A 24912-nucleotide genomic window follows, 5' to 3' on the forward strand; every position below is an offset into this window, starting at 1 on the left:
TCTACGGCATGTATGAAGCACAAAGCTTAGGGAGGATGAACTCCGTTGTAAATGTGTAAAATTAACATAGGATACTTAACTGCCTAATATGCGAAATGCGAATGTACAATCAACCGGCCTCGCCGGATTGCATAAAGATTGAATGGTAGACCGGCCTCGCCGGATTAACGTGAATGAACGGACGAAAGGGATAGAATCTATGAGCAAAGCTGCAGATAACATTCTTCAACAGGAAGTGGACAAACGCCGGACGTTTGCCATTATCTCTCACCCGGATGCGGGTAAAACGACATTGACCGAGAAACTGTTGCTGTTCGGGGGCGCGATTCGTCTTGCCGGTACAGTAAAAGCTCGGAAAGCAAGCAAACATGCAACAAGTGACTGGATGGAGATTGAGAAACAGCGGGGGATCTCGGTAACTTCTTCCGTAATGCAGTTTGATTACCTGGGTCATCGCATCAATATCTTAGATACACCGGGTCACCAAGACTTCAGTGAAGATACGTATCGTACACTGACAGCTGCCGATAGCGCAGTAATGTTGATTGACGTGGCCAAAGGTGTCGAGGCACAGACCATTAAATTGTTCCAGGTTTGTGCGAAGCGCGGTATTCCGATCTTTACATTCATTAATAAGCTGGACCGTGAAGGACAAAGCCCGTTTGATCTGATGGAAGAACTCGAAAACGTACTGGGGATTCGCTCCGTACCGATGAACTGGCCGATTGGTACAGGTCGTGAACTTTGTGGCGTGTATGATCGAATGAAAAATCAGGTAGAATTGTTCCAAGGGGACGATCACTCGACGATTAAAGTACAAAAAGTGGATGGATACGAAGATCCGATCATTCGTGAGATGGCAGGAGATTATCTGCATGATCAGCTGTGTCAGGACCTAGAGCTTCTGGATGTTGCAGGAGACCAGTTCGACATGGAGAAGGTACAACGTGGTGAACTGACACCTGTATTCTTCGGTAGTGCCATCAATAACTTCGGCGTGCAGACGTTCCTCGAGAACTTCTTGCAGCTCGCACCGAAGCCGGAACCACGTCGCAGTACAGCAGGTGAGATTGAGCCAACGAATGAGAAGTTCAGCGGTTATGTCTTCAAAATCCAGGCGAATATGAACCCAGCACACCGGGATCGTATCGCATTCCTGCGGATTGTATCCGGTAAGTTCCAGCGCGGTATGAGCGTGAAGCATAATCGTGTGGGCAAAGAGATCAAACTGTCTCAGCCTCAGCAATTCCTGGCACAGGATCGGGACATTGTAGAAGAGGCTTACGCAGGCGATATTATTGGTCTGTTCGATCCGGGTATCTTCCGAATTGGCGATTCATTGAGCCAAGGTAGCGAGGTTATTTTTGATGAACTGCCAACGTTCTCACCAGAGATTTTTGCCAAAGTTACGGTTAAAAATGCATTGAAACATAAGCAGTACCAAAAAGGGATTGACCAGTTGACCGAGGAAGGAACAATTCAGGTGTTCAACACCGTTAGCTTCGACGAGACATTGCTCGGCGTAGTGGGTCAGCTCCAATTCGAGGTATTTGAATACCGGATGAAAGGCGAGTACGGGGTAGACGTGCAGCTACAGCGTATGCCATATCAATTTGCACGCTGGATCGTGGACGAGAATCTGGACCCAAGTAAATTCCGGATCAACTCTGCTCTGGTGAAAGATAAAAAAGGAAATCATGTAGTACTGTTCGAAAATGAATACGCGATGAGAACCGCAATGGACAAAAACCCAACGGCGAAATTCCTGGAGACAGCTCCATAAGTCGTTTTTTCCTAAAATAGCAAATACAACAGACAAAAATGACCTAAATCCCTGATCAGAGGGGTTTAGGTTTTTTTTGTCGTTCCCAGCGTTTATAGCTCATTAAGGATTTCGCCTTATGGGGGAAATGAGAATAACATTCAGTCATTATTCAGTCTGCTTCAGCAGCAACGGACGAGGATATCTCCGATCTGTTTGACCAGGTAGCTGAAATCATTCAAAGCCAACGCCCCGAACCTCCGCCTGCAAAGGATTCATCGCGTTCGGATCGCAATGGAACACCTCCAATGACGCAAGCCATGGGTCGAATAATGCCGTCATTTGTATGGAATAATCAAAAAAATTCTAAAGAACAGAACCAAGATAACACAATGAACAATGAGCTTACTGTTGATGAAAAGAAATCCTTGCTGAGTGAGTTGCAAAGTCTTATTTCCAGCTCGGGATTAGAGGCAGACGGCTTTTTTCTTTTCTAAAACACGGGTATACACAAACAAGGTACAGCCTCCTGAGTTATGCTCAGTGGCTGTACCTTGTTTGGTTGGGGAGCCTAATTAGTCTACAGGGATATAACTGCCTTGCTCTTGGAGCAAGGTATCATCCAGACCAATGAGCCAAATTCTTTCTTTGCAGACAGAACAACGTGATGATGGTACCTTTCCCTCCAAGGCTTCAGTTATCTGATGGGTTGAACGGGAATGGTGTGCAGATGCTCCTGCGCGATTTGAATTAATTCTTCCTGCTTGGCAGGTTCCGTGTTCTTCCAGATCATTTCGAAAATGGCACCAAGTCCGGGTAATGCTGCTTCCGGTCCATCTACAGAACCTTCAATCATCTCCCGGAGCTGATCATCACTTTTATCATGAACCTTATGAACAATGGCTTCACGCAGGCTTAATGTAATTGGCATCGCAAGTCCCTCCTCGTATATTCGGCTGCTCTAATACTGTTCCCTGGGAAGCGTGAGCGCATTCAAGTTTATTGGGCTTTGTGGTATACTACGAAGGATATTTACATTTACCCTTTAATTGAAAAATGGACTACCAATAGATGCGTAATGCTGAAGTGCAGCGGGAGGTTAGACCCTAATGGCAAAAAAACAATATGCCGTCATTGGCATGGGACGGTTCGGATCAAGTGTAGCCAATGCGCTGAGCGGCATGGGATTCGACGTACTGGCAATTGATGCAGACGAGCAGCGGACCCAGGAAATGTCCAATGTGGTGACTCATGCCGTATCGGCAGATTCGACGGACGAAGAAGCGTTGCGTGCGCTGGGCATACGAAATTTTGATGTCGTCGTTGTGGCGATTGGTGAAGACATTCAGTCGAGTATTCTCACGACCCTTATTCTGAAGGATATGGGTGTACCTGTTCTGATTGTAAAAGCACAAAATGAGCTTCATGGTAAAGTATTGCAGAAGATCGGAGCGGACAAGGTCATTTATCCTGAGCGGGATATGGGACTTCGTGTAGCCCATCATCTGACATCTCCAAACATTCTCGATTACATCGAGTTATCTGAGGATTACAGCATTTTGGAGATGAGAGCGTCTGAGCAAATGATCGGTAAAAATCTGCTGGAGCTAAATATTCGTGCGCGTTTCGGTTGCAACGTGATGGCGATTCGCAGTGGGAATTCGATGAATATATCTCCGTATGCCGAGGATCGGATTGCGGACGGCGATGTGCTGATCATTGTTGGCCACAAGGACCATTTGACGAAAATGGAGCTTGCATATCCAAAGTGATAAGTACGTTGATGGGATGATGGAACATTCTTTGGTCGGATAATTTCAATTCGTCATGTAACATGTTGATAAAAAATCCCGCAGACGGGAAGGATGGAAAGATGGATATTGTATCACCGCAAAATACACGTGTGAAGGAATGGGCACAGCTGCTGGAGAAAAAGCACCGTACCCGTCAACATAAATATATTATTGAAGGCATTCATCTCGTACAGGAAGCGCTGCGCGCCGGGGCGGATCTGGATTGCATCGTTTACGATGGGGAGCAGGGTGTACCCAAGGAACTGGCTGGACTGGAGGCTCCACTTCAGCGTGTGGAATGGATCAGTGTATCCCCTGCGGTTATCGCCAAGTGTACGGATACAATGACACCCCAACCTGTTTTTGCCGTTGTACATAAAGGTCGTGAGCCGCTTCAAAGCTTGTTGTCTTCCTCCAAGGGGCTGGTCGTTGTTTTGGACAATGTTCAGGACCCTGGTAATGTGGGGACGATTATTCGCAGTGCGGATGCAGCGGGAGCGGCAGGTGTTGTGCTCGGTGCGGGTTGTGCCGATGTCTATAATCCGAAAACGATCCGTTCGACGATGGGGTCATTGTTTCATTTGCCGATTGTAGAAGGGCAGTTGGAATCGTTACTGCCTGAAGCAAAGGCTGCGGGTGTAAAGTTGGTTAGTACGTCTTTGCAGGCAGAGTATTCGTGCTACAGTTATGATTTTACACAATCGGTGTGGCTTGTGATCGGTAATGAGGGCAAGGGCATATCGGAGTCTACTGCACAACTGGTGGACGATGCGATTACAATTCCAATGCAGGGACAGGCTGAGTCACTTAATGCCGCGATGGCGGCAACGATCTTGTTGTTCGAGGCGATGAGGCAGCGGATGGTTTAGCCGTTATCATATGAAGTAAGAAATATAAGCTTATTCCAACTCGAACGATGAGTGAGGAATGGGCTTTTTTTGCATGGTCGGAGAAAGTGGAAATAAATAAATCGAACGATATGGAGCTGGTATGCCAATATATAGTGTAAGGAGGAAGGGGATGGATGATGAGTGAGGCAGAAGAGTACATAAAACTTGTGGAATTAACCCGGGCTGGCGACTACGAAGCATACGGAGAGTTATATGAGCTAACGGTGAGGGATGTGTATCGTACTGTTCGTTTTCTGATTCGTGACTCATCTGACGCGGAAGATCTGGTACAGGAAATTTATATTCAGGCATACAGGTCATTAGAGCGTTACGATTCGGAGAGAGCGTTTCGTCCATGGTTAATGGGTGTGACAATGCGGCAGGTCCGAAGTTACCGGCGCAGACGGTTGACACAATTTCGTTTTAGCAAGCGGATGGAAAAGTCTGATACGGGGCTGGTGTATGATTTTTCCGGAGACTTAATCAACAAATTGGCAAATCGCCCTCTGCTTGAACAGGTGTACAGATTGCCGTACAAGCTGCAGCAGGCGATCACTCTTCACTATTTGAACGAGTACACGCAAGAGGAGATTTCATGCATATTGGACATTCCGCTAGGAACGGTAAAATCGCGTATTCATGCGGCATTAAGCAAGTTGAGGCAGAATCAGAAGTTGGACCTAGGTATTCGGGGAAAGGTGGAGGATGTGCATGAATCTCGATGAACAGCTGCGAACAGACTACCAGGAAGAGACCAAAGAGTGGACAATTCCTGAGAGAACAAAACATAAAATCATGAATGCGATTCGAAGTGAATCACGTCTCAAAAGACATCGGAAAAAATGGCTGGTTACTGTGCTGCTGGCTGCTGTGCTCATCATTCCTACTGGAGCCTATGCGGGGTACACCTATTTGGCTAACGAGATGTATGGCTCACAGGAAAATATATCATCGGTGGGTGGAACATCGGAGGATTACATGAGACTGGAGGAGAAGCTCCAGACAGCCAAAGCACATTTAAGTGAAGAGGAATTCATTCAATTTATGGGTCTGATGAAGCAATTGGGGCAAATGGCTTTGAAGTATGCGGATCAACAGGGAGAGATGCACCCCGAGCAATGGAGTGCCACAGAACAGACGGAGTTTAATCGTCTTAATGCAGAACTGGAACCATTTTTCAAAAAGTTGGAAGCAGCAAGTGTAGACTCTCCAAAAGAACCTTTGGACCAGGAGCAATTCTGGGAGGAACAGCTAGCAATGGCAGAGACGAAGTTTTCAAAGGAGCAGTTTACCGAGTTCAAATCGTTATATGAACAGATGAAGCAGTATGAAGCCATGGTGATGGATCAGGATGGGAACATGCATGAAGAACGATTGTCTGCGGAGCAGAAAGAAGAACTGAAGCAGGTACGTGAGCAGATTTTTCCCTTCTTGGAGAAGTTGGGACTGGATGTACGCAAACCGGGTGAGTAGCTTAGGTAGTGTTCAGGGGCTGAGGAGCGAAAGGATGTCATTCCTTTTGCTCCTTTTTATTTTGTAGAAATGATCTTGTAGATGATCTTCTTATCTGCCCTGCACTTTCATCCGATACTGATGCGGCGTAGTGCCTGTTGCATTGCGGAAGACTTTGCAAAAATAAGATGGGCTGGACATGCCTACACGGTGGCCTATTTCCGGAACAGCGTGTGTAGTACTCGTGAGTAACACACAAGCATGACGAATACGGGTAGCCTGGGCGTAAGCAACGATGGTAGTTCCGGTAGCTTTTTTAAATATATGGGACAGATGATAAGGCGAGAGATGCAGTGTATCTGCGATATCCTCCAGACGAAATGCTTCATTGTAGTGCTCTTCAATCCAATGCATGACAGCCTCAGCATGAGGATGCAGAGCGGAAGAACCCACTGGGAGCGCAGTAGAGTTGGGAAACCGCGTGTCTTTCCAAAGGTAGCGAAGCTGTGCGAGAAGTCCAAGTAAAAAAAGTCGTGTATCCTCTTCCGCTTCATGTGGAAGCAACGTAGGCAGAATATTGGCAAATTGCTCAATCATCTGAACCAGTGGGGAAGAAGCGGAAAGACGGATCGGTTGAAGCGGAGATGTTTGCCCGAAAAGGTCCATTGTAAAACGATTCGATACGGCAAAAAGCCGAGAGTGCGAGTTCAGCAAGTGCTGCTCATACATCAGGACACTGCGAACAAAGGGATGTTCTGTCGTGACTTGAATCTGGATCTGATGCAGCTGAAAAGGGCGGAATATCATCAGTGTACCCGGTTCAAGGGGGAAAGCCTGACCCTCGGTTATTAGCTGTCCATATCCATCATGGATATACGTGATTTCCATCTGTGAATGAGTGTGAAAAACCTCTCGGAACGCAGTGGTGGAGGTGCGACGGCATGCCAGATTAAATTGATCCTCAGTGATGATGGGCATTAGGAATGCCTCCCCTTCAAGAGCGCAATATAGTTTCATTTTATCACAAGATGAACGCATAAAAGCGCTTTATTATTGTGTATTGTGAAGAGAATAAGGGAGGTATGCATTCATGTTAAAAATAGCCATTATTGGAGCAGGCGCGATCAGTGCAGCGCATATTACAGCGTATTTGGCATTTCCTGAACGATGCCAGATCGTAGCTGTGGTGGATATGTACACGGAAAAAGCACAGAAACGAATTAACGAATACGGATTGAAAGGAGCGCAAGCTGTTACCGATTACCATGAATTGCTGGATCAAAACATTGATTTGGTTTCCATCTGTACCCCTCCATATACCCACGCACCGATCACATGTGATTTTCTGCATGCAGGTACACATGTGCTTGTCGAAAAACCAATGGCCTCTTCTTTACAAGAGGCGGATATGATGCTGGAAGCGGCGCAAACGAGTGGTAAGCTGCTTTCGGTGGTGGCGCAGAATCGTTTTACAACACCGATGATGAAACTGAAAGATGTGCTGGATAGCAAACTTATGGGTCCCATTGTCCACGTACAGGTCGATTCGTTCTGGTGGCGGGGCCATAATTATTATGATCTGTGGTGGCGTGGCACATGGGAAAAGGAAGGCGGAGGCTGTACTCTTAATCATGCGGTACATCATATTGATGCGATGCTTTGGATGATGGGCCCTCCGGTGGAACTGCAGGCCATGATGGCGAATACGGCGCATGATAATGCTGAAGTAGAGGATATTTCCATGGCGATGCTTCGTTTCCAAGAAGGAGCACTTGGTATGATCACCTGCTCCGTGGTACACCACGGAGAGGAGCAGCAGTTGATTTTTCAGGGTAAAGAGGCCAGGGTATCTGCGCCTTGGAAGGTCGTTGCTTCTACGGCACGAACGAATGGATTCCCAGAACCCAATCCAGATATGGAACAACAGATTCAAAAACTCGTTGACGACTCACCGGATGTTATTCATGTGGGTCATGCCGGGCAAGTGGAAAATGTGCTAAACGCCATTGAGACAGGATCACCGCTTCTGGTGGATGGGAAGAGTGGACGGGATACATTGGAACTCATTATAGGTATCTATAAATCGGCCAGTACGGGGGAGAAGGTTACTTTTCCACTAGAGGCGGAGGATGCTTTTTATACAAGGGAAGGGATTATGCAACATGCGGTGCATTTTTATGAAAAAAAGACAGCCGTGGAGAACTTCGAGGATGTGGATATTACGTTAGGGAGAAAGTTGGAGTCATAGTTAAATAAACATGGAAAAGAGGCCAGTCCCACAGATATTGTGAGATCTGGCTTCATTTTATTGAAATCCTATTTACAAAACAAAATCAATATACCCGATGTTTCTATCCATTTAATTTTGCGATGGCTTCTCTAATTAACCCTAAAGAGGTAATGTCATGGCCAAGGCAGAATCTGACGTAACTACGACATACTGGCAGGAAGTCATGCAGAAGCTGGAAAACAAATTGCCAGAGATGAAAAAACATTGGAGATAAATGTCCTCATTTTGCCGGTGGTGATGGGAAGTATGATAACATCAACACCGATTGGAGGGTTTCAAGTTTCTGGACGGGTATGCTATGGATTATGTACAATATGACAGGAGAGGAAATCTACCGGCATATGGCATGGTCGTGGGATGAAACTTTGGAGCAATGGTTTATAAGACCAATCCTAGATATTCATCACGATGTTAGCTTCCAGTCATTGGCATCAATGCGGGGAAATCCTTTATGTCCATGAAGGGCAAAGCATTGTGGTTTTGAATAATCATATCCATCCCATTTGTAAAGGCATACTCTTCTTTTTTCAGCCATATCAGCTGCATCAGGTTTATGCCGAGGTTCCAGATACACCAAATGAAAAGAATATTTTCTATGTATATCCCATTGTAATGGACCGATATCTGGAAGCGTTCCCGCATCGCCGTGCTTTTTTTTCGGGGTTGGGGGAGAATGGGAGGAATCGGTGCTGTTTTTGCTTCAACTTTTGAATGTTTTGGATCAACAAAGTGATGGGGAACAGGAGAGACAACCATACTTGGTCGAATCATGTCAATTAAGACATGCGGAGAAGATGATGCATTGGATTGAAGAGCACTATATAGATGAAATCAGATTGGATCATATGGCGAACGATATCCATTTATCCAAGTCTTATGCTTCCTGTATCTTTCAGCAAGAAACAGGAAGCGGTATTACGGACTACGTCACAGCCCGAAGACTCAAGCAGGCTTATCTTCTGCTGGAAACGACAACTCTTTCCGTTGAAGAGGTTGGCAGACGGGCGGGATTTCCCAATGGATCTTATTTCATTCAATTATTTCGCAAGTCGGCGGGAACCACTCCGCTACAGTATCGACAGCATTTTGAACGCAGCAGCAGACATTAAATCACATGAGTGTAACTGCTGATGTTAATAAAAGTAGCGTCAGTACATTATCGTGATGAAATTTAAAGTGCTATTTTAAAATTGAAATTGCAATGTATTCGGAAGTTAAAGCGAAAATGAAGTTTTCTCCTCTAAAATAGAATGAGTTTCTATACTTTCCTCAAAAGTACGTGCTACAGCCACTTATCGGCCCACCGTTCCACGGAGCTTAATGCGCGCCCCAGCTCTGTGCCTTTGCGGGACAACATATATTCTGTCCGAACAGGGCGCTCCGTAACCACATGACGCACGACCAGTCCCTCTTCCTCCAGTTCCTTCATCCGTTCATTAAGTACCCGTTTGCTCAGGTCCGGAATATAAGCGTGAATTTCACTGAATCGTTTGGGTTCTTCCATCAATGTATGAATAATGAGGGCTACCCATTTCCGGCCAATGATCTGATAAGACTGTTCCACCTTTTCGCATATTTGCTTGGCATTCTCATCATCGCTCATAATAGTACTCCTTTGATTTAGTTATGCTTATTATAGCATTAGTATACTTATTGTAACCTGAGTGTCCACAAGCCCTATGTGTAAAATGTCACATACCAATTGTTCTTAATGTTACCACATAAAGCGTTAACATTAAATAAAAACCCTATAAACACTGGTGTTCACAGGTTGGACACGATTGTTGACGAATTGTGACGACAGGTGTAAGATGGGTAACGTCAATTCAATTGGTTACAATTTATAACCTTGATTAAGGTTGTGGAGAGAAGGAATGTTCCATGTTTAATTCAGGTCAGATACACAAGCGGAGGTAAGGCGGGGAACTCCCCCACTAATTCCGTCTTTTGTCATGCTTGGATTTGAACATTTTGCATCATCATATACTATACTGCACAGATCATAGGAGGCACTCCAATGGACGCAATGACATTTGTCCTCTTCGGGGCAACAGGCGATTTAGCCAAACGTAAGATTTACCCTGCATTATATAATTTGTACATTGATTCAAAAATGCCGAAATCCTTCTCCGTTATCGGTCTTGGACGGCGTGAATTGTCGGATGCTGACTTCCAGTCGAATGTTGAAAAGTCACTTCATACCTTCTCCCGTCAAACACCGGAAGAAGAAGCTCAGGTTCGCGACTTCATTGGGGCTTTCCGTTATTGTTCTTTAAATAATACGAAGCTTGAAGATTACACCAAATTGCTGGAACTGGTTCAGAAACGTGAACAAGAGCTCAATATTCCCGAAAATCGCATGTTCTACATGTCGGTTGCACCGGAATTCTTTGAGCCAATTGCACTGAACATTCAAGAAAGCGGCTTGGGTAACACCAAAGGCTGGAAAAAACTTATCATCGAAAAACCATTCGGACACGATCTGCAATCTGCTCGTGAACTGAATGAGAAACTCAGCAATACCTTTGCAGAAGAAGAAATTTACCGTATTGACCATTTCCTTGGTAAACCGATGGTTCAAAATATTGAAACCCTCACTTACGCGAATCCGGTCATTCAGGCTTTGTGGTCCAATCGATACATTGCCAATGTACAGATTACGGCGAGTGAAACGGTTGGTGTTGAAGAACGTGCTGCATATTATGATCAAAGTGGTGCCCTTCGTGACATGTTCCAAAACCATATGCTCCAGTTACTGATGATGATTGGTTTGCACTTGCCAAAACGCTGCACACCGGAAGAAATTCAATTCAAAAAACAGAAGATCGCTGAAGCTCTTCGTCCATTGACGAAAGAGAATATCGCTTCCGAAGTCGTTCGTGCCCAATATGGAGCAGGCGAACTGCAAGGTGCTTCTGTTGTTGGATACTTGGACGAGCCTGACATTCCAGCTGGTTCTCAGAATGAGACATATGTTGCCGCGAGACTGTGGATCGATGATCCATTCTGGAGTGAAGTTCCATTTTACATTCGTACAGGTAAACGCCTGGCTGAAAAATCAACCAGAATTGTTGTTGAATTTAAGGCTCCATTGAAAACAGGTCATGAATCCGAAAATACAACAGAGCCTAACCTGCTGACAATTGAAATTGGACCGAAAGAAAGCATCTCGCTTCAATTGAATGCGAAAAACCCACTCAACCAAGGTGAAGTGGAACCGATGCATATGAACTTCAACTCAGGTGAACGCAACATTCCGGAAGCTTACGAAAACCTAATCTTTGACGCGATGCGTGGAGATTCTACATTCTTTGCTCACTGGAACGAAGTTGAACTGGCTTGGCAATGGGTACAGCCGATCTTGGAAGCATTCCAGGAGGGCAGTGTGCCACTCGACACGTACAGCGCTGGTTCGCAAGGACCTGAGTCAGCAGATCGTCTGATTGCAGAGAATGGCTACCGTTGGTGGTAAAAGTAGTGTAAGAGCAGCATCAGAGAAGAAAACACTACAGTCTGTTCTGCTCAATAATATACAAATTTTTATGAATTACACCGTTCCAATTTTGCATAAGTCCTTCCGGTAATACTCGGAAGGCCGCGAAAATTTTTGAATATAGATTAGCGGTTCAATTCAAATCAGTTCATAACAATTACGCGTGAGTAGTGAAGGGGACGAAATCGATTCTGAAGAAGCGAAGCGTGCGCCTTTATCCCCGGATTTCCCCCTTGAGGGTAATGAAAAGAAATCTGGGGGTAAGAGCGATCGAAAGAACGATTCGTAACCGGAACGGCTACTGCGCCAAGGTTAAGCACTTATTTTGGAATTGGCCAGATAAAAATTAGAAATGTTCATAACAGGAGGAACTAGCAATGAAACTTGGACTTATTGGATTAGGTAAAATGGGATTGAACCTGGGTAGAAACTTGATTGACCACAAACATGAAGTGGTTGCTTTTGACCTGAACGCTGAAGCTGTTAATGAAATGAAAGAATACGGCGCAACAGGCGTATCTTCTTATGCAGAAATGGTGGCTTCCCTTGAATCCCCACGTGTATTGTGGATCATGGTTCCTCACAACGTGGTTGACGCTGTATTGGCTGAAGTAAGCCCACTGTTGTCCAAAGGCGACATCATCATCGAAGCCGGTAACTCGCACTACAAAGAGTCCATCCGTCGTTACGAAGAAATGAAACCTAAAGGCATTCACTACATGGATGCTGGTACATCAGGCGGTATGGAAGGCGCACGTAATGGCGCATGTTACATGATCGGTGGCGATCCTGAAGCTTGGGCAGTAGTTGAGCCAGCGTTCAAGGATACTTCAGTTGAAAATGGTTACCTGTATGCAGGTAAAGCGGGTAGCGGTCACTTCCTGAAAATGGTTCACAACGGTATTGAGTACGGTATGATGGCTTCCATCGGTGAAGGCTTCGACGTATTGGAGAAAAGCGGCTTCGATTTCGACTTCGAACAAGTTGCTCGTGTATGGAACAACGGTTCCGTTATCCGTTCTTGGTTGATGGAATTGACAGAGCGTGCATTCTCCAAAGATGCTAACCTGGATGAAATCAAAGGGGTTATGCATTCTTCCGGTGAAGGACGTTGGACAGTTGAAACAGCATTTGACCTGCAAACTGCTACGCCAGTTATCGCGTTGTCCCTGTTGATGCGTTACCGCTCCCTGGAAACAGACACGTTCACAGGTAAAGTTGTCGCAGCATTGCGTAATGAATTTGGCGGTCACGCTGTAGAAAAAAATTAATTCATATATAACTGTTAACATATACGAATAATCGGGTAATGATGAGTATAGTTGTTTACAAAATTCATCAAGTGGAGGGAACATATCATGAAATTTTTCTTAGATACAGGTAATGTTGAAGAAATCAAACGGATCGAACGTCTTGGTCTGGTGGATGGAGTCACGACCAACCCGTCTTTGATTGCCAAAGAAGGTCGCGTATTTAAAGAAGTGATTCAGGAGATCTGTGGCGTTGTTAAAGGCCCGGTCAGTGCTGAAGTAATCGGACTTAAAGCCGAGGATATGTTGAAGGAAGCTTATGAAATTGCAGAGTGGGCACCGAATGTAGTGATTAAACTACCGATGACCGAAGATGGACTCTATGCTTGTCATGAACTGACGCAAAAAGGAATTAAAACCAATGTGACGCTGATCTTCTCTGCAGCACAGGGCCTGATGGCAGCGAAAGCTGGCGCAACTTACATCAGTCCATTTGTTGGTCGTCTGGATGATATTGCGGTGGATGGCATGAAGCTGATTCGCGATCTGCGTCTCATTCTGGATACGTATGATTTGCCTTCCGAAATTATTGCAGCAAGCATCCGTAATATCAAACATGTCGAGGATGCAGCTCTTTCTGGTGCGCATATCGCGACCATTCCGGGTTCGCTCCTGCCAACATTGTGGAAACACCCGCTGACAGACAGCGGCATTGAGCGTTTCCTGAAAGATTGGGAGTCCGTTCCGAAATAATAAAATGTGGATAGGATCTGATGATTCCTCAGAGCCATATTCCATTAAAAAGCCTTTCGCCTTGCAGATAAACAAAATCTGCTGGCGAAAGGCTTTTTTAGTTGGAAGTGATGAGATCCCCGTACGAGCAGGTGCTGTCCTTCTTTTTCGGGACAACAGTGCATAAGGATAGTATATAGCCTATAGCTCATCCCGCAGGGGAGGGACGCCCGATGATGAGAAGACGATGGCGAAGCCGAAGACGGCGCAAGCCGCCAAGTGGCAGGCGCAAAATGTGGTTGATTATTTTATTGGTAACAGCATTTTGTTTGATGCAGGGTTTTGCCTATGTGGATAAGAAAATGAAACCGCCCATCATGCATCTGGCCAAAATTAGAGTGAAGCAAATTGCAACGGAAGCGATCAACAAGGCGATTACAGCGCAGGTTTCCGAAGGCAAATCCACCGAAGGATTGATTGACTGGAAAACTGATACGGCTGGGAAAGTGTCCGGATTCATGCTGAATTACGATGAGCATATGCGGATCACTGCGAGTACGATGAACATCGTGCAATCCACTTTGCAGAACGTGCATATGTTAAAAGAAAAAATTCCGCTGGGGCAGGCGTTGGGCAGCCCCGTACTGGCATCCTTTGGTCCAAGTATACCGGTTCGTATTGAGCCTCAGGGAGCCGTCAAGGTGGATCTGAACACCCGTCAGCAGAACGCCGGTATAAACATGATTCTGGTTGAAGTGTACATTCACATCATTGCCGAAGTCGCGGTGGTGGTGCCCTTTGACATGGAACCCGAGACCGTTGATACGGAAATTCCGATATCTTACCTGTTGGTGGTCGGGGATGTGCCGATGTATTACTATGATAATCAGGGCAAGCCGGTGGGCAGCAACGGTAGCAACGCACCCGCGATTGCACTGCCATCCGGTCAGACGGGTGTTTCGAGTGGTCATGGAGGAACGCCTAATGCAACCTCTCCCAATCAGCAGCAGGCTCCAGCAAACGGTCTGAACGGAAATGGACTGGAGGTTGAGCCGGATTTGTCTGATCCGAATGGGGGATTGCAGCTTGACGTAGATGTAAACCACTGATGAGTCAAAGGCAATATCGAATAAAAAAACGGGGCCTCAATGTGAGGTCCCGCTTTGCATTAAAAATCATCTCAATACTAAATAGATACTTCTTATCCTTCGTTCCAACCTCATTTTGCCTCAATTGCTTTTGGCTTTCTTCTGTTTGCGTTCTTCCTGCTCCCAATGCTTCAGATTAGGGTAAGGGTCAAACGACCATTCATTCAGCCCGCTATCACGATAAATTCCATAGTGCAGATGAGGAGGAAACTTACCTTGTGTACCCGGTTTACCATACCCTGAACTACCCACCCAGCCCAATACCTGACCTGGGGTAACCACTTCGCCGATATGGGCGTTTTTGTCGAAGCCGGATAGATGGGCGTAATAGTGGTAATGGTTGTTCAGATCACGAATACCGATACGCCAGCCGCCAAACGGATTCCAGCCTTTGATCTCCACGACACCGTAACAGGTACTGCGCACAGGCAGGCCATGTGGTGCAAAAATATCCGTGCCTTCATGAATACGATACCCACCCCAGCTGCGTTTGGTCCCCCAGGTGCTGCGGTAAGAGTAGTTGGTTCCAAGAGGGACGGGGAAGGCGTGATCAAAGAGATCGAGGTTGTCAAAATGCTCATATAATTTCGCGAATTGCTGAATGCGCTGCACCGCACGGGAGTTATGATAATATTCCCATAGAGCGATGTTGAAGTCCTCCGGCTTGTTCCCATAATTCTTAATAATGGAAGCCATGCTGTAGAGTACGTCCAGGTCATTATTGGCATCTGCTACACCATCACCAGAACCGTCACGACCATAACCATTGAAAAAGACAATGGAGCCCGGATGTTGATCCGTCTCATCTGGATTGAGCCAGCCTCTCCAGGCTGGGGAGGTCATGAATATGCCGGTCAGCCGTTCCGGATGTTTACGATCTTTCGGATGTGCACGCGAGATGGTTCGTTCGTATTGATCAATCGCTGCGAGCCTGTACCAGGGAATTTGGGTCATCTGACCAATGCTTTCATATAGATGTCGGCGTGAAGCGAAAATTTCCGCTGGTTTTTGCTTTACAGCCTGTGGTTTGGAATCAACGGCGGTGGGTTCACCGTAAACATCAACAGGCAAGAATGGGAGAAGCAGTGTGCCTGCAAGCAATGTTTTGATCCAAAAGGAATACGTTAACCGCGATGTAAAGCGATCTTGCACAGGGAAGCAGCCCCCTTTCCAATGAGATGATGCACATGGTGCCCGGTGAACCAAGCTATAACCTAGCGTTCTTCAAAAGTCTTCATTTTATCCATGTAAGCATTTTGCATAAATCCAAAAAGCGACTTTCAATCAGCGAGAGGTAGATCGAAATGGGTTTATTCGTCTACCTCTCGTACTCGGGAGCGAAGGAATCGAATTATGCAAAATGCGGATGTAAGACATGAATGCACAAGATGTGACAAATGGGGGTTTTTCCAGCGCTTTCATGGTATAATATGTTCCGAGCAACAGCCTAACTTCAGTAGAAAGAAGGTTTATGCATTGGCTAAACGTGTTAAAGAACCGAAACCGGACTGGATTCGGATCAAATTGACAACCGGCGATAACTATCAGGAAATGAAAACGATGATGCGTTCCAAAACGCTGCATACAGTATGTGAGGAAGCACGGTGCCCAAATATTTACGAATGTTGGGCCAATCGGACGGCTACTTTTATGATTTTGGGCGACATTTGCACACGGGCATGCCGTTTTTGCGCGGTGAATACTGGCTTGCCGACGGAACTTGATTTGCAGGAACCAGAACGCGTGGCAGAGGCGGCAGAACAGATGAATCTGCAGCACTGCGTAATTACGAGCGTGGCGCGTGACGACCTGAAGGATGGAGGAGCGACGATTTTTGCGGAGACGGTGAAAGCCGTTCGTCGTCGTTTGCCTTTATGTAGCGTAGAAGTGCTGATTCCAGACTTTTTGGGTGACCGGGATTCCTTGCAGATTGTCATGGATGCCAAACCGGACATCTTGAATCATAACATTGAGACAGTAGAGCGGCTATCGGACAAAGTTCGTGCCAAAGCAAAATACAAGCGTTCACTCGAACTGCTTGCTCGTGCCAAGGAAATGCAGCCAAATATCCCGACGAAATCGAGCATCATGCTTGGTGTAGGTGAGGAATATCATGAAATTTTGCAAACGATGGATGATCTGCGCGCTGTGGATTGTGACATTATGACGATTGGTCAATACTTGCAGCCATCTGAGAAACATCTGTTTGTGGAGAAGTATTATCCGCCAGAGGAGTTCGCATCATTGAAGCAGGAAGGACTGAAGCGTGGATTCAGCCACGTGGAATCCGGACCTATGGTCCGCAGCTCCTACCATGCCCATGAACAAGTGAAATCTGCTGCGAAAAATAGTGAAAAGGCGGCATCTCACGCATGATGGAGGAGACAGGTTTGGAAGAAGAAAAAAGTTCAGAACAGATTCAGGAATCGGTTCAGGAGCCTGTACAGGACAAACCTAAAGAACCGGTTATTGTTCAAATCGGCGGAAAAAATTATGAAATCGTGCAGAATCACAAAGAAGGCTGGAATCCTGAAGTGTTCCGTGACCGTTACAGCGAAGTGCTGGAGCGGTACGATTACATTATTGGGGACTGGGGTTACAGCCAGTTGCGGTTGAAGGGTTTTTACCGGGACAACCATCCCAAAGCAACGAAGGATTCCACGATCTCTAGCATGGTGGACTATATCAATGAATATTGCAATTTTGGCTGTGCGTACTTTGTGCTTCAGAAGAGCAAAGATCAGCCTCAAGCCAAAGCAAAAAGCGGTTCCTGAGAAGGACCGCTTTTTTTGTTGCATGTATTTAGTCCAAAAAAGCTGTGCGAACCCTGTTCCAAAACGGATATGGCCGGAAACGGGCAAAGCTGACCTTGTGACGAGCCACTTGGCAGCGTACGGATATGAGATCTTCCACCATAACATTTACGTGGTCAATGGTAAGCAGCAACCGCTGATCCTTGCGTGAGAAGATATCACAGTGATGGTGCTTGGGCAAAATAACCGGTGAACCCAGCGTCCGATAGACGCGGTTATTAATCGAAGCAATCTCGGCGATCTGAATGGCCTCGATCGTTGGATGCACCATGGCGCCGCCAAGCGCCTTGTTGTATGCCGTACTGCCTGAAGGTGTCGATACACAGATACCGTCACCCCGGAACATCTCAAACGTCACGTCATTAATGTCGACCTGAGCCACGACTGTACCGTCCACACCTTTTAACGTAAATTCGTTCAGTGCAATATAAGAGGTATTGCCCGACTTTTTACGAATCTCAAGCTCCAATAGCGGGTACTCGACAATCCGGGGTTTGAGTCGTTCCGGGTCGCCTTTGCCGCTCATCAATCGAACCAATTCCCGTAATTCTTCCTTTTTCCAATCGGCATAAAAGCCGAGATGGCCTGTATGAACCCCAACAAAAGCAATGTCCGGGATGCGGTCGATGAAATTGTGAAATGCTTGCAGCATCGTACCATCGCCTCCGATGGAGATGACAATCTCCGGCGATTCTGCATCCAGCTTAAACCCTTCCTCTTTTGCCAGCGCATGAAACTGCTGACTGAGATCAATCGATAACTGGTCTCCGCGGTCTTGAACATAGTATCTCAAGATGAAAGCTCCTTTGTGGTCATTATACTACCGATGATAATCAATTCCAGGGAAGAACACAACGTTGGATTGATATTCAGTTGAATATAAACGCACAGGATGGCTTATTTTTTCATACGTCGAGGTAAGAAAAAGGGACTCATCAGAGAAAGTATCAGTAGTAAAAGTAATACGACTCCAAGTACACCAATTCCCGAAAACAGGATCTGTCCCCAATCTGGTGTATACGAAAATAATTCTGGCTTGGCACCGGTTTGGAACAAAACAGGCCATTCTGAACCACCCATCATCGGCATCCATAACAAAAGTACAAGTATGGGTGCAATGAGAGCGTGGATTGCTCTCGCAAACAGAAAGGGGCCATATCTCATGGGTGTGTTGCTCAGGACACTCATAATCTGGGCATGGACGGATAATCCTCCCCAGGAGAGGACAAATGCAGCAGCAGCAGCTTTGTACACGAGCGGAATGGAAATGCCCGCCCCTCCTGCTTCCTTGGCTCCCAAAGTGACTTCGAATAATCCGCCTACGAGACTGTGAGATAAGGCAGGGGGGAATCCTGTATATAGAAGTAGTTGTTCCGTAATGGCGTATAACCCGCCCAGCCATCCAGTTTGAACGAGTAACTCCATCATAACGGAGAAGAATACAACTAACCCTCCTACGATAATAATAAGGCGAAGGGATGAGGAGATTGCCTGGCGCAGCAATTCACCAAATGCCCGTCCATCAGCCTTTCTTGCCTCGTGCATTGCATAAATGGCTCGGAGCAGTCTGTTTCTGTGTACCTCTTCAGAGGCGGAGGGAGAGTCGTTGATCGACTGTTTATCCATTACGGAGACATTTCCATGGAAGCGCATGAGCAAGCCCACAAGAAATGCAGCACCATAATGTGATGTGACCAGTATGGGAGCGATAGCTACATTATGAAAAAAACCGACCGATACGGCTCCAATCATGAAGATGGGATCGGATGATGTGGTGAAAGCAACGAGGCGTTCACCTTCTTCCCGAGTAACCAATTTTTGCTCCCACAATTGTGCAGTCAATTTGGCTCCAGTGGGATAACCGGAAGCGCAGCTGACAGCAAACACAAAGCCGCCGCTTCCAGGAACACGAAATAGCGGACGCATCAATGGATTTAAGAGTGTACCCAAAAAATGAACAATGCCAAAGCCAAGAAGCAGCTCGGAAAGCACTAGAAAGGGAAAAAGGGAGGGAAACAGCACGTCCCACCAAATGGATAGTCCTCGTACACCTGCATGCCAGGTTTCCGCAGGAAACAGCACCATCAACACACACAGGATCAGAAGAGCTAATGGGATCAGGACATGGGTGATTCGTTGTGAAGCGGCCATGAATTCTTCTCCTTTATTTTTGGAATGGTCAGTGTGCAGCAAAGCGATGGTGCTTTTGCCATCAATATATGAGACAAAGCGGACAAACAGTACAATTTAATGTTTAGAAAGCGCTTGCAAAAGTGGCTGTGTTTTTAATAGATGTATGCTAAAATGATAAAAACGCCTGGACTTCACCTATTTACCTAGAAGGTGGAATTAAATCGGATGGAGTGATGATTATGAGTCTTGTCACCGGAATCCTGGTTTGTGCTTTTGTTTATGTTATACGTGCCTCGCTTGCGCGCTCTGAAGAAGAGGACTGGCGAAGTTATTAATGAAATATTTGGTGCGCCAAACCTCATGTTTGGCGCTTTTTTTGTGCATTCCGTACGAGATAGACCTGTATGAGTCATGGCTGTGTGGGACCATAAGCCTTTCATGTTATATAGGACTTTTGGGATTTTTTTGATAGAATGAAGATAAAGGTGTTCGTGGCCTTGTTCTTCAATCTCCTTTCACAATTAAGCATGGGAGTGTAATATATGTCAAAATTCGACACCTGAAAGGAGGGAAAAGCGGAATGAATCCTAGTTTGAGCATCTACGACAATCTTGGTGGAGAGTCAGGCGTTCGCGCACTGGTCGAAGCTTTTTATCCGATTGTTCAGCAGAATGAGAAGTTGGCACCTCTTTTTCCGGAGGATATTCAGCCGGTAATCGACAAGCAATACATGTTTTTATCTCAGTTCTTCGGTGGTCCTGCATTGTTTTCCGAGGCTTTTGGTCATCCGATGATGCGTGCCCGTCATATGCACTTTGAAGTGACGGTTGAACGGGCAGAAGCCTGGCTTGCATGTATGGATCAGGCGTTGACACAAGTTGGTGTGGAAGAGCCGTTGCATTCTTTCGTCCTGCAGCGATTGTCGGGGCCAGCACATCATTTTGTGAATACACCTTAGTTCCAATTACAAGCTTATGGGAGAGGGATGGAATGAGTGGAATTAGAGCCTCTGTATAAGGTAAAGGTGAAGTGTCATTACTGCGAGACTGAGTATGATACCTCACGCGTAAGACCAAGCTTAAAACGGCCCTATCGGACGGATTCCGATTTTTGCGCGTATTACAAGCGGGAAAATCCGGATTTCTATGTTGTTCGAATTTGTCCTGAGTGTGGATTTGCTTCGACAGAGAATTCGACGGAACAATTAAACGATAAACAGCGCAAGGCTTTTAAGGAGCAGATCGGCAATCGTTGGGTGAAACGAGACTATAGCGGAGCGCGGACACTGGAACAGGCAATGGATTCGTACAAGCTTGGACTACTGGTTGCGCAGGTTATTCAGGAGAAAGATCGTGTCGTTGCAGGTCTGCTGCATCATATTGCCTGGCTTTATCGGTACATGGAGGATCATACCCAGGAAAACCGTTTTCTTGAATTTAGCCTTGAGGCTTATGTAAAGGTTTATGAACGGGAAGGTACTGGCGGGAATGAAGCCAAGCTTCTTTATCTTTTGGGAGAGTTGAACCGCAGGGTAGGTCGATTCCATGAGGCTGTAAAATGGTTCGGCAGGGTTATTCATGACAAGCGCATTACCGATGCAGCCATGATTCGTGCTTCGCGAGAGCAGTGGGCATTACTGCGGGAACAGATGATTTCGAGCAAGGTGGAATTGCCAGATGAAATGATTGAAGCAGACAAAGAGGCTGCGAAACGCAGCCCCATTTGATAAGTGAGAGTTGTTCTCTAATTGCGGACAGGACGACTGGACAGCAGGTAATCACTATCGTTGTCGATCACAGTCATGCTGGCATTACAACAAGGAAAGACCAGTAATTTCTTTTTGCCTTCGCGAATGCGTACAAGCTCCTTTGGTTTGAGTGGCAGCAGTACATTGTTTGCATGGCAGTACGGACATTGCTGTACATAAATGTCCCCCATTACAATATCGTAAGGCCAGCTGTTCTCAAAGGGGATCATTCTTGCTCGCCTTCCGTAGAGGCAGGTTTAGCCGCTTCTTCTTTGGCCAACTCGGCGATTTTCTGCATCAGGATATGCTGCGGCATATGCATCAGATGTTCGAGGGGAACACCCAGAGATTCTGCTAATTTGACGGCTGTGTCAGCCGAGACTTGTAAAGGTTTCATACGATTACCTCCTGAAAATAGCTTAAACTATTTCTCTAGTATAGAGATATAGCGCTTATAAAACCAGTTCTAATTCAAGGTTAATTATCCATTCTACTGAGAGAGGTGCCTTATTTAAATGAAAACACCATTACAACCCGTCTGGGATCTGGAGTCCATTTTTAGTGGAGGTTCTGCCTCAGAGTCATTCGCTGCGTATCTGATTGAGCTGGAGCAGGATGTACGTAAGCTGCAAGCCCTTTTGAAAGATACACCTGCACCCAAGTCTCTGGAAGAAACGAATGCGTTTGATCCGATCCTAGAACTGCTGCAGAGCTGTTATATCCGAATTTCGGAAGGGTCGGCATTTGTGTCCTGTCTTTCTTCACAAAACCAAAAGGATAAAAAAGCAGTTCAGCTTCAGGGAACCATTAGTTCTCTTGCCGCGATGTTGAACAGTACCAAGTCCCAATTCGACAATACGCTTAGCCAGACGACAGACTCTGTATGGGAAGCATGGATTGCTCGGGAAGATATTCAGCCGCTTGCCTTTGCACTGAACGAGAGCCGCACGCTAGCTCGTGAGAAACTGTCACCTGAACTTGAAGGTCTTGCGCTGGATCTCGGCGTAGATGGTTACCATGGGTGGGGAAAATTCTATAACACCATTGTAAGCAAGGTTAACATCCCATTTGAACAAAATGGTGAAACGGTGATGTTATCCGCAGGTCAGGCTGCGAATAAGCTGAGCGACAGTGACCGAAATGTGCGCGAGACTGTATTCGCTAACTGGGAACAGGCTTGGACGGATGTCGAAGACTTCTGCGCAGATACATTAAACCATCTTGCCGGTTTCCGTCTCAAATTGTATGAGAAGCGCGGCTGGGATGATATTCTCAAGGAACCTTTGGCGATTAACCGGATGTCGCGTCAGACGCTTGATACGATGTGGGACGTAATTAACGGTGCCAAACCTGCGTTGGTTCGATATTTGGAGCGCAAGGCGAAACTGCTTGGTGTAGAGAAACTCAGCTGGAGTGACGTAGATGCACCCGTAGGCAAGTCGGGTGGAAAAGTCACATATGACGAGGCGGCTATCAATATTGTTGATCAATTCGCCAAGTTCAGTCCCAAACTTTCCAAATTTGCAGAGATGGCGTTTGAGAAACGTTGGATCGAAGCAGAGGACCGCGCTGGCAAGCGTCCAGGGGGATTCTGTACGTCCTTGCCACTCAGCAAAGCAACACGTATTTTCATGACCTTCTCTGGGACGCCGTCGAATGTGTCGACACTTGCCCATGAACTTGGTCACGGATATCATCAGCACATTATGGAAGAACTGCCAGCCTTGAATCAACGCTACGCCATGAATGTGGCGGAGACGGCATCAACCTTTGCCGAGCTGATTGTAGCGGATGCTCTGGTTCAAGCAGCAACGGATGAGCAAGAGAAGCTAGCTCTGCTTGAAGACAAGATTCAACGAAGCGTTGCGTTCTTTATGAATATTCATGCTCGTTTCCTGTTCGAGAATCGATTCTATGAGCAACGCAAACAAGGTTTGGTGAATGCAGATGAGTTGTCCAGACTGATGGTGGAAGCACAGCAAGAAGCGTTCTGTGGTGCGCTTGCATCCGATCATCCGCATTTCTGGGCATCCAAGCTGCATTTCTATCTGACAGGTGTACCATTCTACAATTTCCCGTATACGTTCGGGTATATGTTCAGTGCAGGCATATACGCCAGAGCGCAGGAGGAAGGTACGGCATTTGCCGATAAATACGATGATTTGCTGCGAGATACGGGCCGAATGACGGTAGAAGAACTGGCTCAGAAACATCTGGGTACAGATCTTACACAACCTGATTTCTGGCAAAATGCAGCGAACCTGGTCATTGCCGATATTGATCAATTTCTTGAGATGACAGAATCCGCAAAATAGTATTCCTATATATGTAATGAGGCTGCAATCCTGTGTAAATGTACACGGGATTGCGGCCTTTTTTAGTGTTTTTTAAAGCTAAGCTCTCGTTAAATATTTTGTCGCAATTGAGAGAAATAACTCGCTAAAAGCACGCAAAATGGCAATTAATTGTGCAAATTATAGTCATAATTACCCAAGTTTGTTTGACTTTGTTGAATGACCACATTTGTTGTCATATAATGAGTCGTAAGTCCTTGTTTTGTAGGATGAAGTGCATAAAGGAGGAGCGTTATGGTAAAAATTGACCAGCTTTCATTAGCACGACAGTTGGATCTGGTGTTCAAAGAGCTTGATCATGAATTATCAGGGTTAGATTCAGGTGTAGTTTTTGTGCAAATACGAAATAATGTAATTGGAAAGTTTGGGATTCGACATAATCCGATAACCGGACGTGACGGTCAAATGGAAGTGGAGGACGGTGGACTAAACGAAACCCAACGCTCTTCTTTCCGCGCAATGGCACTGGAAACTTTGAAATTCAAGCGAAATTGGACTCATGGAGAAATTGCATATGATTTTACAGTAAGACAAGGTATGATTCTGGTTGATGCCACGATGGAGTCCAACTATAATATGGCGAACCTGATGATTCGTTATCCAAGAACCAATACATACATGGATTCAGGCATGGAGTCGTCTTCATAATTGTGAAGAGCACACAGGAAAGCGGCACTTCCGAGGAAGGCCGCTTTTTGTTATTGCATATGCGAGCACGAATTACGAGCTTACGAACGACCCGATAATTGCTGCTCAGCGATTTGGACCAGACGTTTAGTGATGTAACCACCCAGTGAACCTGTCTCACGGGAAGTGTAGTTACCATAGTAACCGTCTTGGGGAATTGTTACACCCAGCTCTTGTGCAGCTTCAATTTTCAATTGTTGCAAAGCTGCAGTTGCTTGAGGAACAACCAGATTGTTTGAAGAATTTCTGCTTCCTTGGTTTTGACCTCCGTACATGTGTGTCACCTCCTTATGGCTTGGTGATGTTAGTATGGTTAGAGAATGAGGAAATATGCATGATATGGCGTAAGGGAAAATTTGGATATAAAA

General features: G+C 46.0%; 28 protein-coding genes. 19 read left to right on the top strand and 9 right to left on the bottom strand.

Annotated features, from left to right (window positions below; genetic code table 11):
* Window positions 1–199 precede the first annotated feature (199 nt).
* On the top strand, window positions 200–1783 hold the full coding sequence (locus G3352_RS25455) for a peptide chain release factor 3 (RefSeq protein WP_076290948.1): 1584 nt from the start codon (window positions 200–202) through the stop codon (window positions 1781–1783).
* A gap of 287 nt (window positions 1784–2070) precedes the next feature.
* Window positions 2071–2259 (top strand): hypothetical protein, encoded by a 189-nt coding sequence (locus G3352_RS25460; RefSeq protein ID WP_163761019.1) that lies wholly within the window; start codon window positions 2071–2073, stop codon window positions 2257–2259.
* A 200-nt stretch (window positions 2260–2459) separates the two neighbouring features.
* On the opposite strand, the gene sspI is transcribed toward G3352_RS25460, so the two are convergent.
* Complete coding sequence (gene sspI, locus G3352_RS25465; RefSeq protein ID WP_062324046.1) at window positions 2460–2693, bottom strand: small acid-soluble spore protein SspI; 234 nt, start codon at window positions 2691–2693, stop codon at window positions 2460–2462.
* A gap of 178 nt (window positions 2694–2871) precedes the next feature.
* Here sspI and G3352_RS25470 point away from each other — a divergent pair, with 178 nt between their 5' ends.
* The 4 genes from G3352_RS25470 to G3352_RS25485 all read left to right on the top strand — a co-directional run bounded on the left by G3352_RS25470 (window position 2872) and on the right by G3352_RS25485 (window position 5918).
* Window positions 2872–3534, top strand: a complete 663-nt coding sequence (locus tag G3352_RS25470) for a potassium channel family protein (protein WP_064635682.1) — start codon at window positions 2872–2874, stop codon at window positions 3532–3534.
* 101 nt (window positions 3535–3635) lie between these two features.
* Window positions 3636–4424: a TrmH family RNA methyltransferase gene (locus tag G3352_RS25475; RefSeq protein WP_163761020.1), complete on the top strand. Its 789-nt coding sequence runs from the start codon at window positions 3636–3638 to the stop codon at window positions 4422–4424.
* A gap of 158 nt (window positions 4425–4582) precedes the next feature.
* On the top strand, window positions 4583–5170 hold the full coding sequence (locus G3352_RS25480) for a sigma-70 family RNA polymerase sigma factor (RefSeq protein ID WP_163761083.1): 588 nt from the start codon (window positions 4583–4585) through the stop codon (window positions 5168–5170).
* Window positions 5157–5918, top strand: a complete 762-nt coding sequence (locus G3352_RS25485) for a DUF3600 domain-containing protein (protein ID WP_163761021.1) — start codon at window positions 5157–5159, stop codon at window positions 5916–5918. Before G3352_RS25480 ends, G3352_RS25485 begins: the two co-directional genes overlap by 14 nt.
* Window positions 5919–6008: 90 nt before the next feature.
* Here G3352_RS25485 and G3352_RS25490 read toward each other — a convergent pair whose 3' ends face one another.
* Complete coding sequence (locus tag G3352_RS25490) at window positions 6009–6875, bottom strand: AraC family transcriptional regulator (RefSeq protein WP_163761022.1); 867 nt, start codon at window positions 6873–6875, stop codon at window positions 6009–6011.
* A 112-nt stretch (window positions 6876–6987) separates the two neighbouring features.
* Between G3352_RS25490 and G3352_RS25495 the strand changes: the two genes are divergently transcribed.
* The 3 genes from G3352_RS25495 to G3352_RS25505 all read left to right on the top strand — a co-directional run bounded on the left by G3352_RS25495 (window position 6988) and on the right by G3352_RS25505 (window position 9296).
* Window positions 6988–8145: a Gfo/Idh/MocA family protein gene (locus tag G3352_RS25495; protein ID WP_163761023.1), complete on the top strand. Its 1158-nt coding sequence runs from the start codon at window positions 6988–6990 to the stop codon at window positions 8143–8145.
* A 450-nt stretch (window positions 8146–8595) separates the two neighbouring features.
* Window positions 8596–8898, top strand: a complete 303-nt coding sequence (locus G3352_RS31755) for an AraC family ligand binding domain-containing protein (RefSeq protein ID WP_163761024.1) — start codon at window positions 8596–8598, stop codon at window positions 8896–8898.
* 47 nt (window positions 8899–8945) lie between these two features.
* A complete protein-coding gene (locus tag G3352_RS25505) occupies window positions 8946–9296 on the top strand; it encodes a helix-turn-helix domain-containing protein (protein ID WP_163761025.1) in 351 nt (116 codons plus the stop codon).
* Window positions 9297–9469: 173 nt separating this feature from the next.
* Here the strand turns inward: G3352_RS25505 and G3352_RS25510 are convergent, their stop codons facing one another.
* Window positions 9470–9790, bottom strand: a complete 321-nt coding sequence (locus G3352_RS25510; protein ID WP_063566151.1) for a winged helix-turn-helix transcriptional regulator — start codon at window positions 9788–9790, stop codon at window positions 9470–9472.
* Between the two features lie 414 nt (window positions 9791–10204).
* Between G3352_RS25510 and zwf the strand changes: the two genes are divergently transcribed.
* The 4 genes from zwf (at window position 10205) to yunB (ending at window position 14771) form a co-directional block, all read left to right on the top strand.
* The gene (gene zwf / locus G3352_RS25515) at window positions 10205–11659 is read left to right on the top strand and encodes a glucose-6-phosphate dehydrogenase (RefSeq protein ID WP_163761026.1); all 1455 of its coding nucleotides are present in this window, start codon (window positions 10205–10207) and stop codon (window positions 11657–11659) included.
* A 398-nt stretch (window positions 11660–12057) separates the two neighbouring features.
* Window positions 12058–12951, top strand: a complete 894-nt coding sequence (gnd, locus tag G3352_RS25520) for a phosphogluconate dehydrogenase (NAD(+)-dependent, decarboxylating) (protein ID WP_163761027.1) — start codon at window positions 12058–12060, stop codon at window positions 12949–12951.
* Window positions 12952–13038: 87 nt separating this feature from the next.
* Window positions 13039–13683 carry a fructose-6-phosphate aldolase gene (fsa, locus tag G3352_RS25525; protein ID WP_024632668.1) on the top strand — a complete coding sequence of 215 codons (645 nt, stop codon included), beginning with the start codon at window positions 13039–13041 and terminating at the stop codon, window positions 13681–13683.
* A gap of 212 nt (window positions 13684–13895) precedes the next feature.
* Window positions 13896–14771 carry a sporulation protein YunB gene (gene yunB, locus G3352_RS25530; RefSeq protein WP_163761028.1) on the top strand — a complete coding sequence of 292 codons (876 nt, stop codon included), beginning with the start codon at window positions 13896–13898 and terminating at the stop codon, window positions 14769–14771.
* Between the two features lie 120 nt (window positions 14772–14891).
* Here yunB and G3352_RS25535 read toward each other — a convergent pair whose 3' ends face one another.
* A complete protein-coding gene (locus G3352_RS25535) occupies window positions 14892–15962 on the bottom strand; it encodes a peptidoglycan DD-metalloendopeptidase family protein (RefSeq protein WP_163761029.1) in 1071 nt (356 codons plus the stop codon).
* A 324-nt stretch (window positions 15963–16286) separates the two neighbouring features.
* Here G3352_RS25535 and lipA point away from each other — a divergent pair, with 324 nt between their 5' ends.
* Both lipA and G3352_RS25545 read left to right on the top strand, forming a co-directional pair.
* On the top strand, window positions 16287–17186 hold the full coding sequence (lipA, locus tag G3352_RS25540) for a lipoyl synthase (protein ID WP_076290937.1): 900 nt from the start codon (window positions 16287–16289) through the stop codon (window positions 17184–17186).
* The gene (locus G3352_RS25545) at window positions 17183–17584 is read left to right on the top strand and encodes a YutD family protein (protein WP_240343221.1); all 402 of its coding nucleotides are present in this window, start codon (window positions 17183–17185) and stop codon (window positions 17582–17584) included. The genes lipA and G3352_RS25545 overlap by 4 nt, the downstream gene beginning before the upstream one ends.
* 28 nt (window positions 17585–17612) lie before the next feature.
* On the opposite strand, the gene G3352_RS25550 is transcribed toward G3352_RS25545, so the two are convergent.
* Both G3352_RS25550 and ylbJ read right to left on the bottom strand, forming a co-directional pair.
* A complete protein-coding gene (locus tag G3352_RS25550) occupies window positions 17613–18416 on the bottom strand; it encodes an NAD kinase (RefSeq protein ID WP_024634403.1) in 804 nt (267 codons plus the stop codon).
* A 104-nt stretch (window positions 18417–18520) separates the two neighbouring features.
* Window positions 18521–19774 carry a sporulation integral membrane protein YlbJ gene (ylbJ, locus tag G3352_RS25555; protein ID WP_163761030.1) on the bottom strand — a complete coding sequence of 418 codons (1254 nt, stop codon included), beginning with the start codon at window positions 19772–19774 and terminating at the stop codon, window positions 18521–18523.
* Between the two features lie 562 nt (window positions 19775–20336).
* On the opposite strand from ylbJ, the gene G3352_RS25560 reads away from it, so the two are divergent.
* Together G3352_RS25560 and G3352_RS25565 are read left to right on the top strand one after the other, a co-directional pair.
* The gene (locus G3352_RS25560; RefSeq protein ID WP_163761031.1) at window positions 20337–20714 is read left to right on the top strand and encodes a globin domain-containing protein; all 378 of its coding nucleotides are present in this window, start codon (window positions 20337–20339) and stop codon (window positions 20712–20714) included.
* A gap of 36 nt (window positions 20715–20750) precedes the next feature.
* The gene (locus G3352_RS25565; RefSeq protein ID WP_064635694.1) at window positions 20751–21482 is read left to right on the top strand and encodes a DUF2225 domain-containing protein; all 732 of its coding nucleotides are present in this window, start codon (window positions 20751–20753) and stop codon (window positions 21480–21482) included.
* 17 nt (window positions 21483–21499) lie between these two features.
* Here G3352_RS25565 and G3352_RS25570 read toward each other — a convergent pair whose 3' ends face one another.
* Together G3352_RS25570 and G3352_RS25575 are read right to left on the bottom strand one after the other, a co-directional pair.
* A complete protein-coding gene (locus tag G3352_RS25570; RefSeq protein WP_063566143.1) occupies window positions 21500–21733 on the bottom strand; it encodes a hypothetical protein in 234 nt (77 codons plus the stop codon).
* The gene (locus tag G3352_RS25575; protein ID WP_064506463.1) at window positions 21730–21900 is read right to left on the bottom strand and encodes a YycC family protein; all 171 of its coding nucleotides are present in this window, start codon (window positions 21898–21900) and stop codon (window positions 21730–21732) included. Before G3352_RS25575 ends, G3352_RS25570 begins: the two co-directional genes overlap by 4 nt.
* Before the next feature lie 118 nt (window positions 21901–22018).
* On the opposite strand from G3352_RS25575, the gene G3352_RS25580 reads away from it, so the two are divergent.
* Window positions 22019–23818 carry a M3 family oligoendopeptidase gene (locus G3352_RS25580; RefSeq protein ID WP_163761032.1) on the top strand — a complete coding sequence of 600 codons (1800 nt, stop codon included), beginning with the start codon at window positions 22019–22021 and terminating at the stop codon, window positions 23816–23818.
* A 273-nt stretch (window positions 23819–24091) separates the two neighbouring features.
* On the top strand, window positions 24092–24505 hold the full coding sequence (locus tag G3352_RS25585; protein ID WP_063566141.1) for a hypothetical protein: 414 nt from the start codon (window positions 24092–24094) through the stop codon (window positions 24503–24505).
* A gap of 80 nt (window positions 24506–24585) precedes the next feature.
* Here the strand turns inward: G3352_RS25585 and G3352_RS25590 are convergent, their stop codons facing one another.
* Window positions 24586–24819, bottom strand: coding sequence for an alpha/beta-type small acid-soluble spore protein (locus G3352_RS25590; protein ID WP_076290933.1), 234 nt, complete (start codon window positions 24817–24819; stop codon window positions 24586–24588).
* Window positions 24820–24912: the final 93 nt, after the last annotated feature.

The sequence above is a fragment of the Paenibacillus sp. ALJ109b genome, from assembly GCF_010747435.1.
Classification (GTDB): Bacteria; Bacillota; Bacilli; order Paenibacillales; family Paenibacillaceae; genus Paenibacillus; species Paenibacillus taichungensis.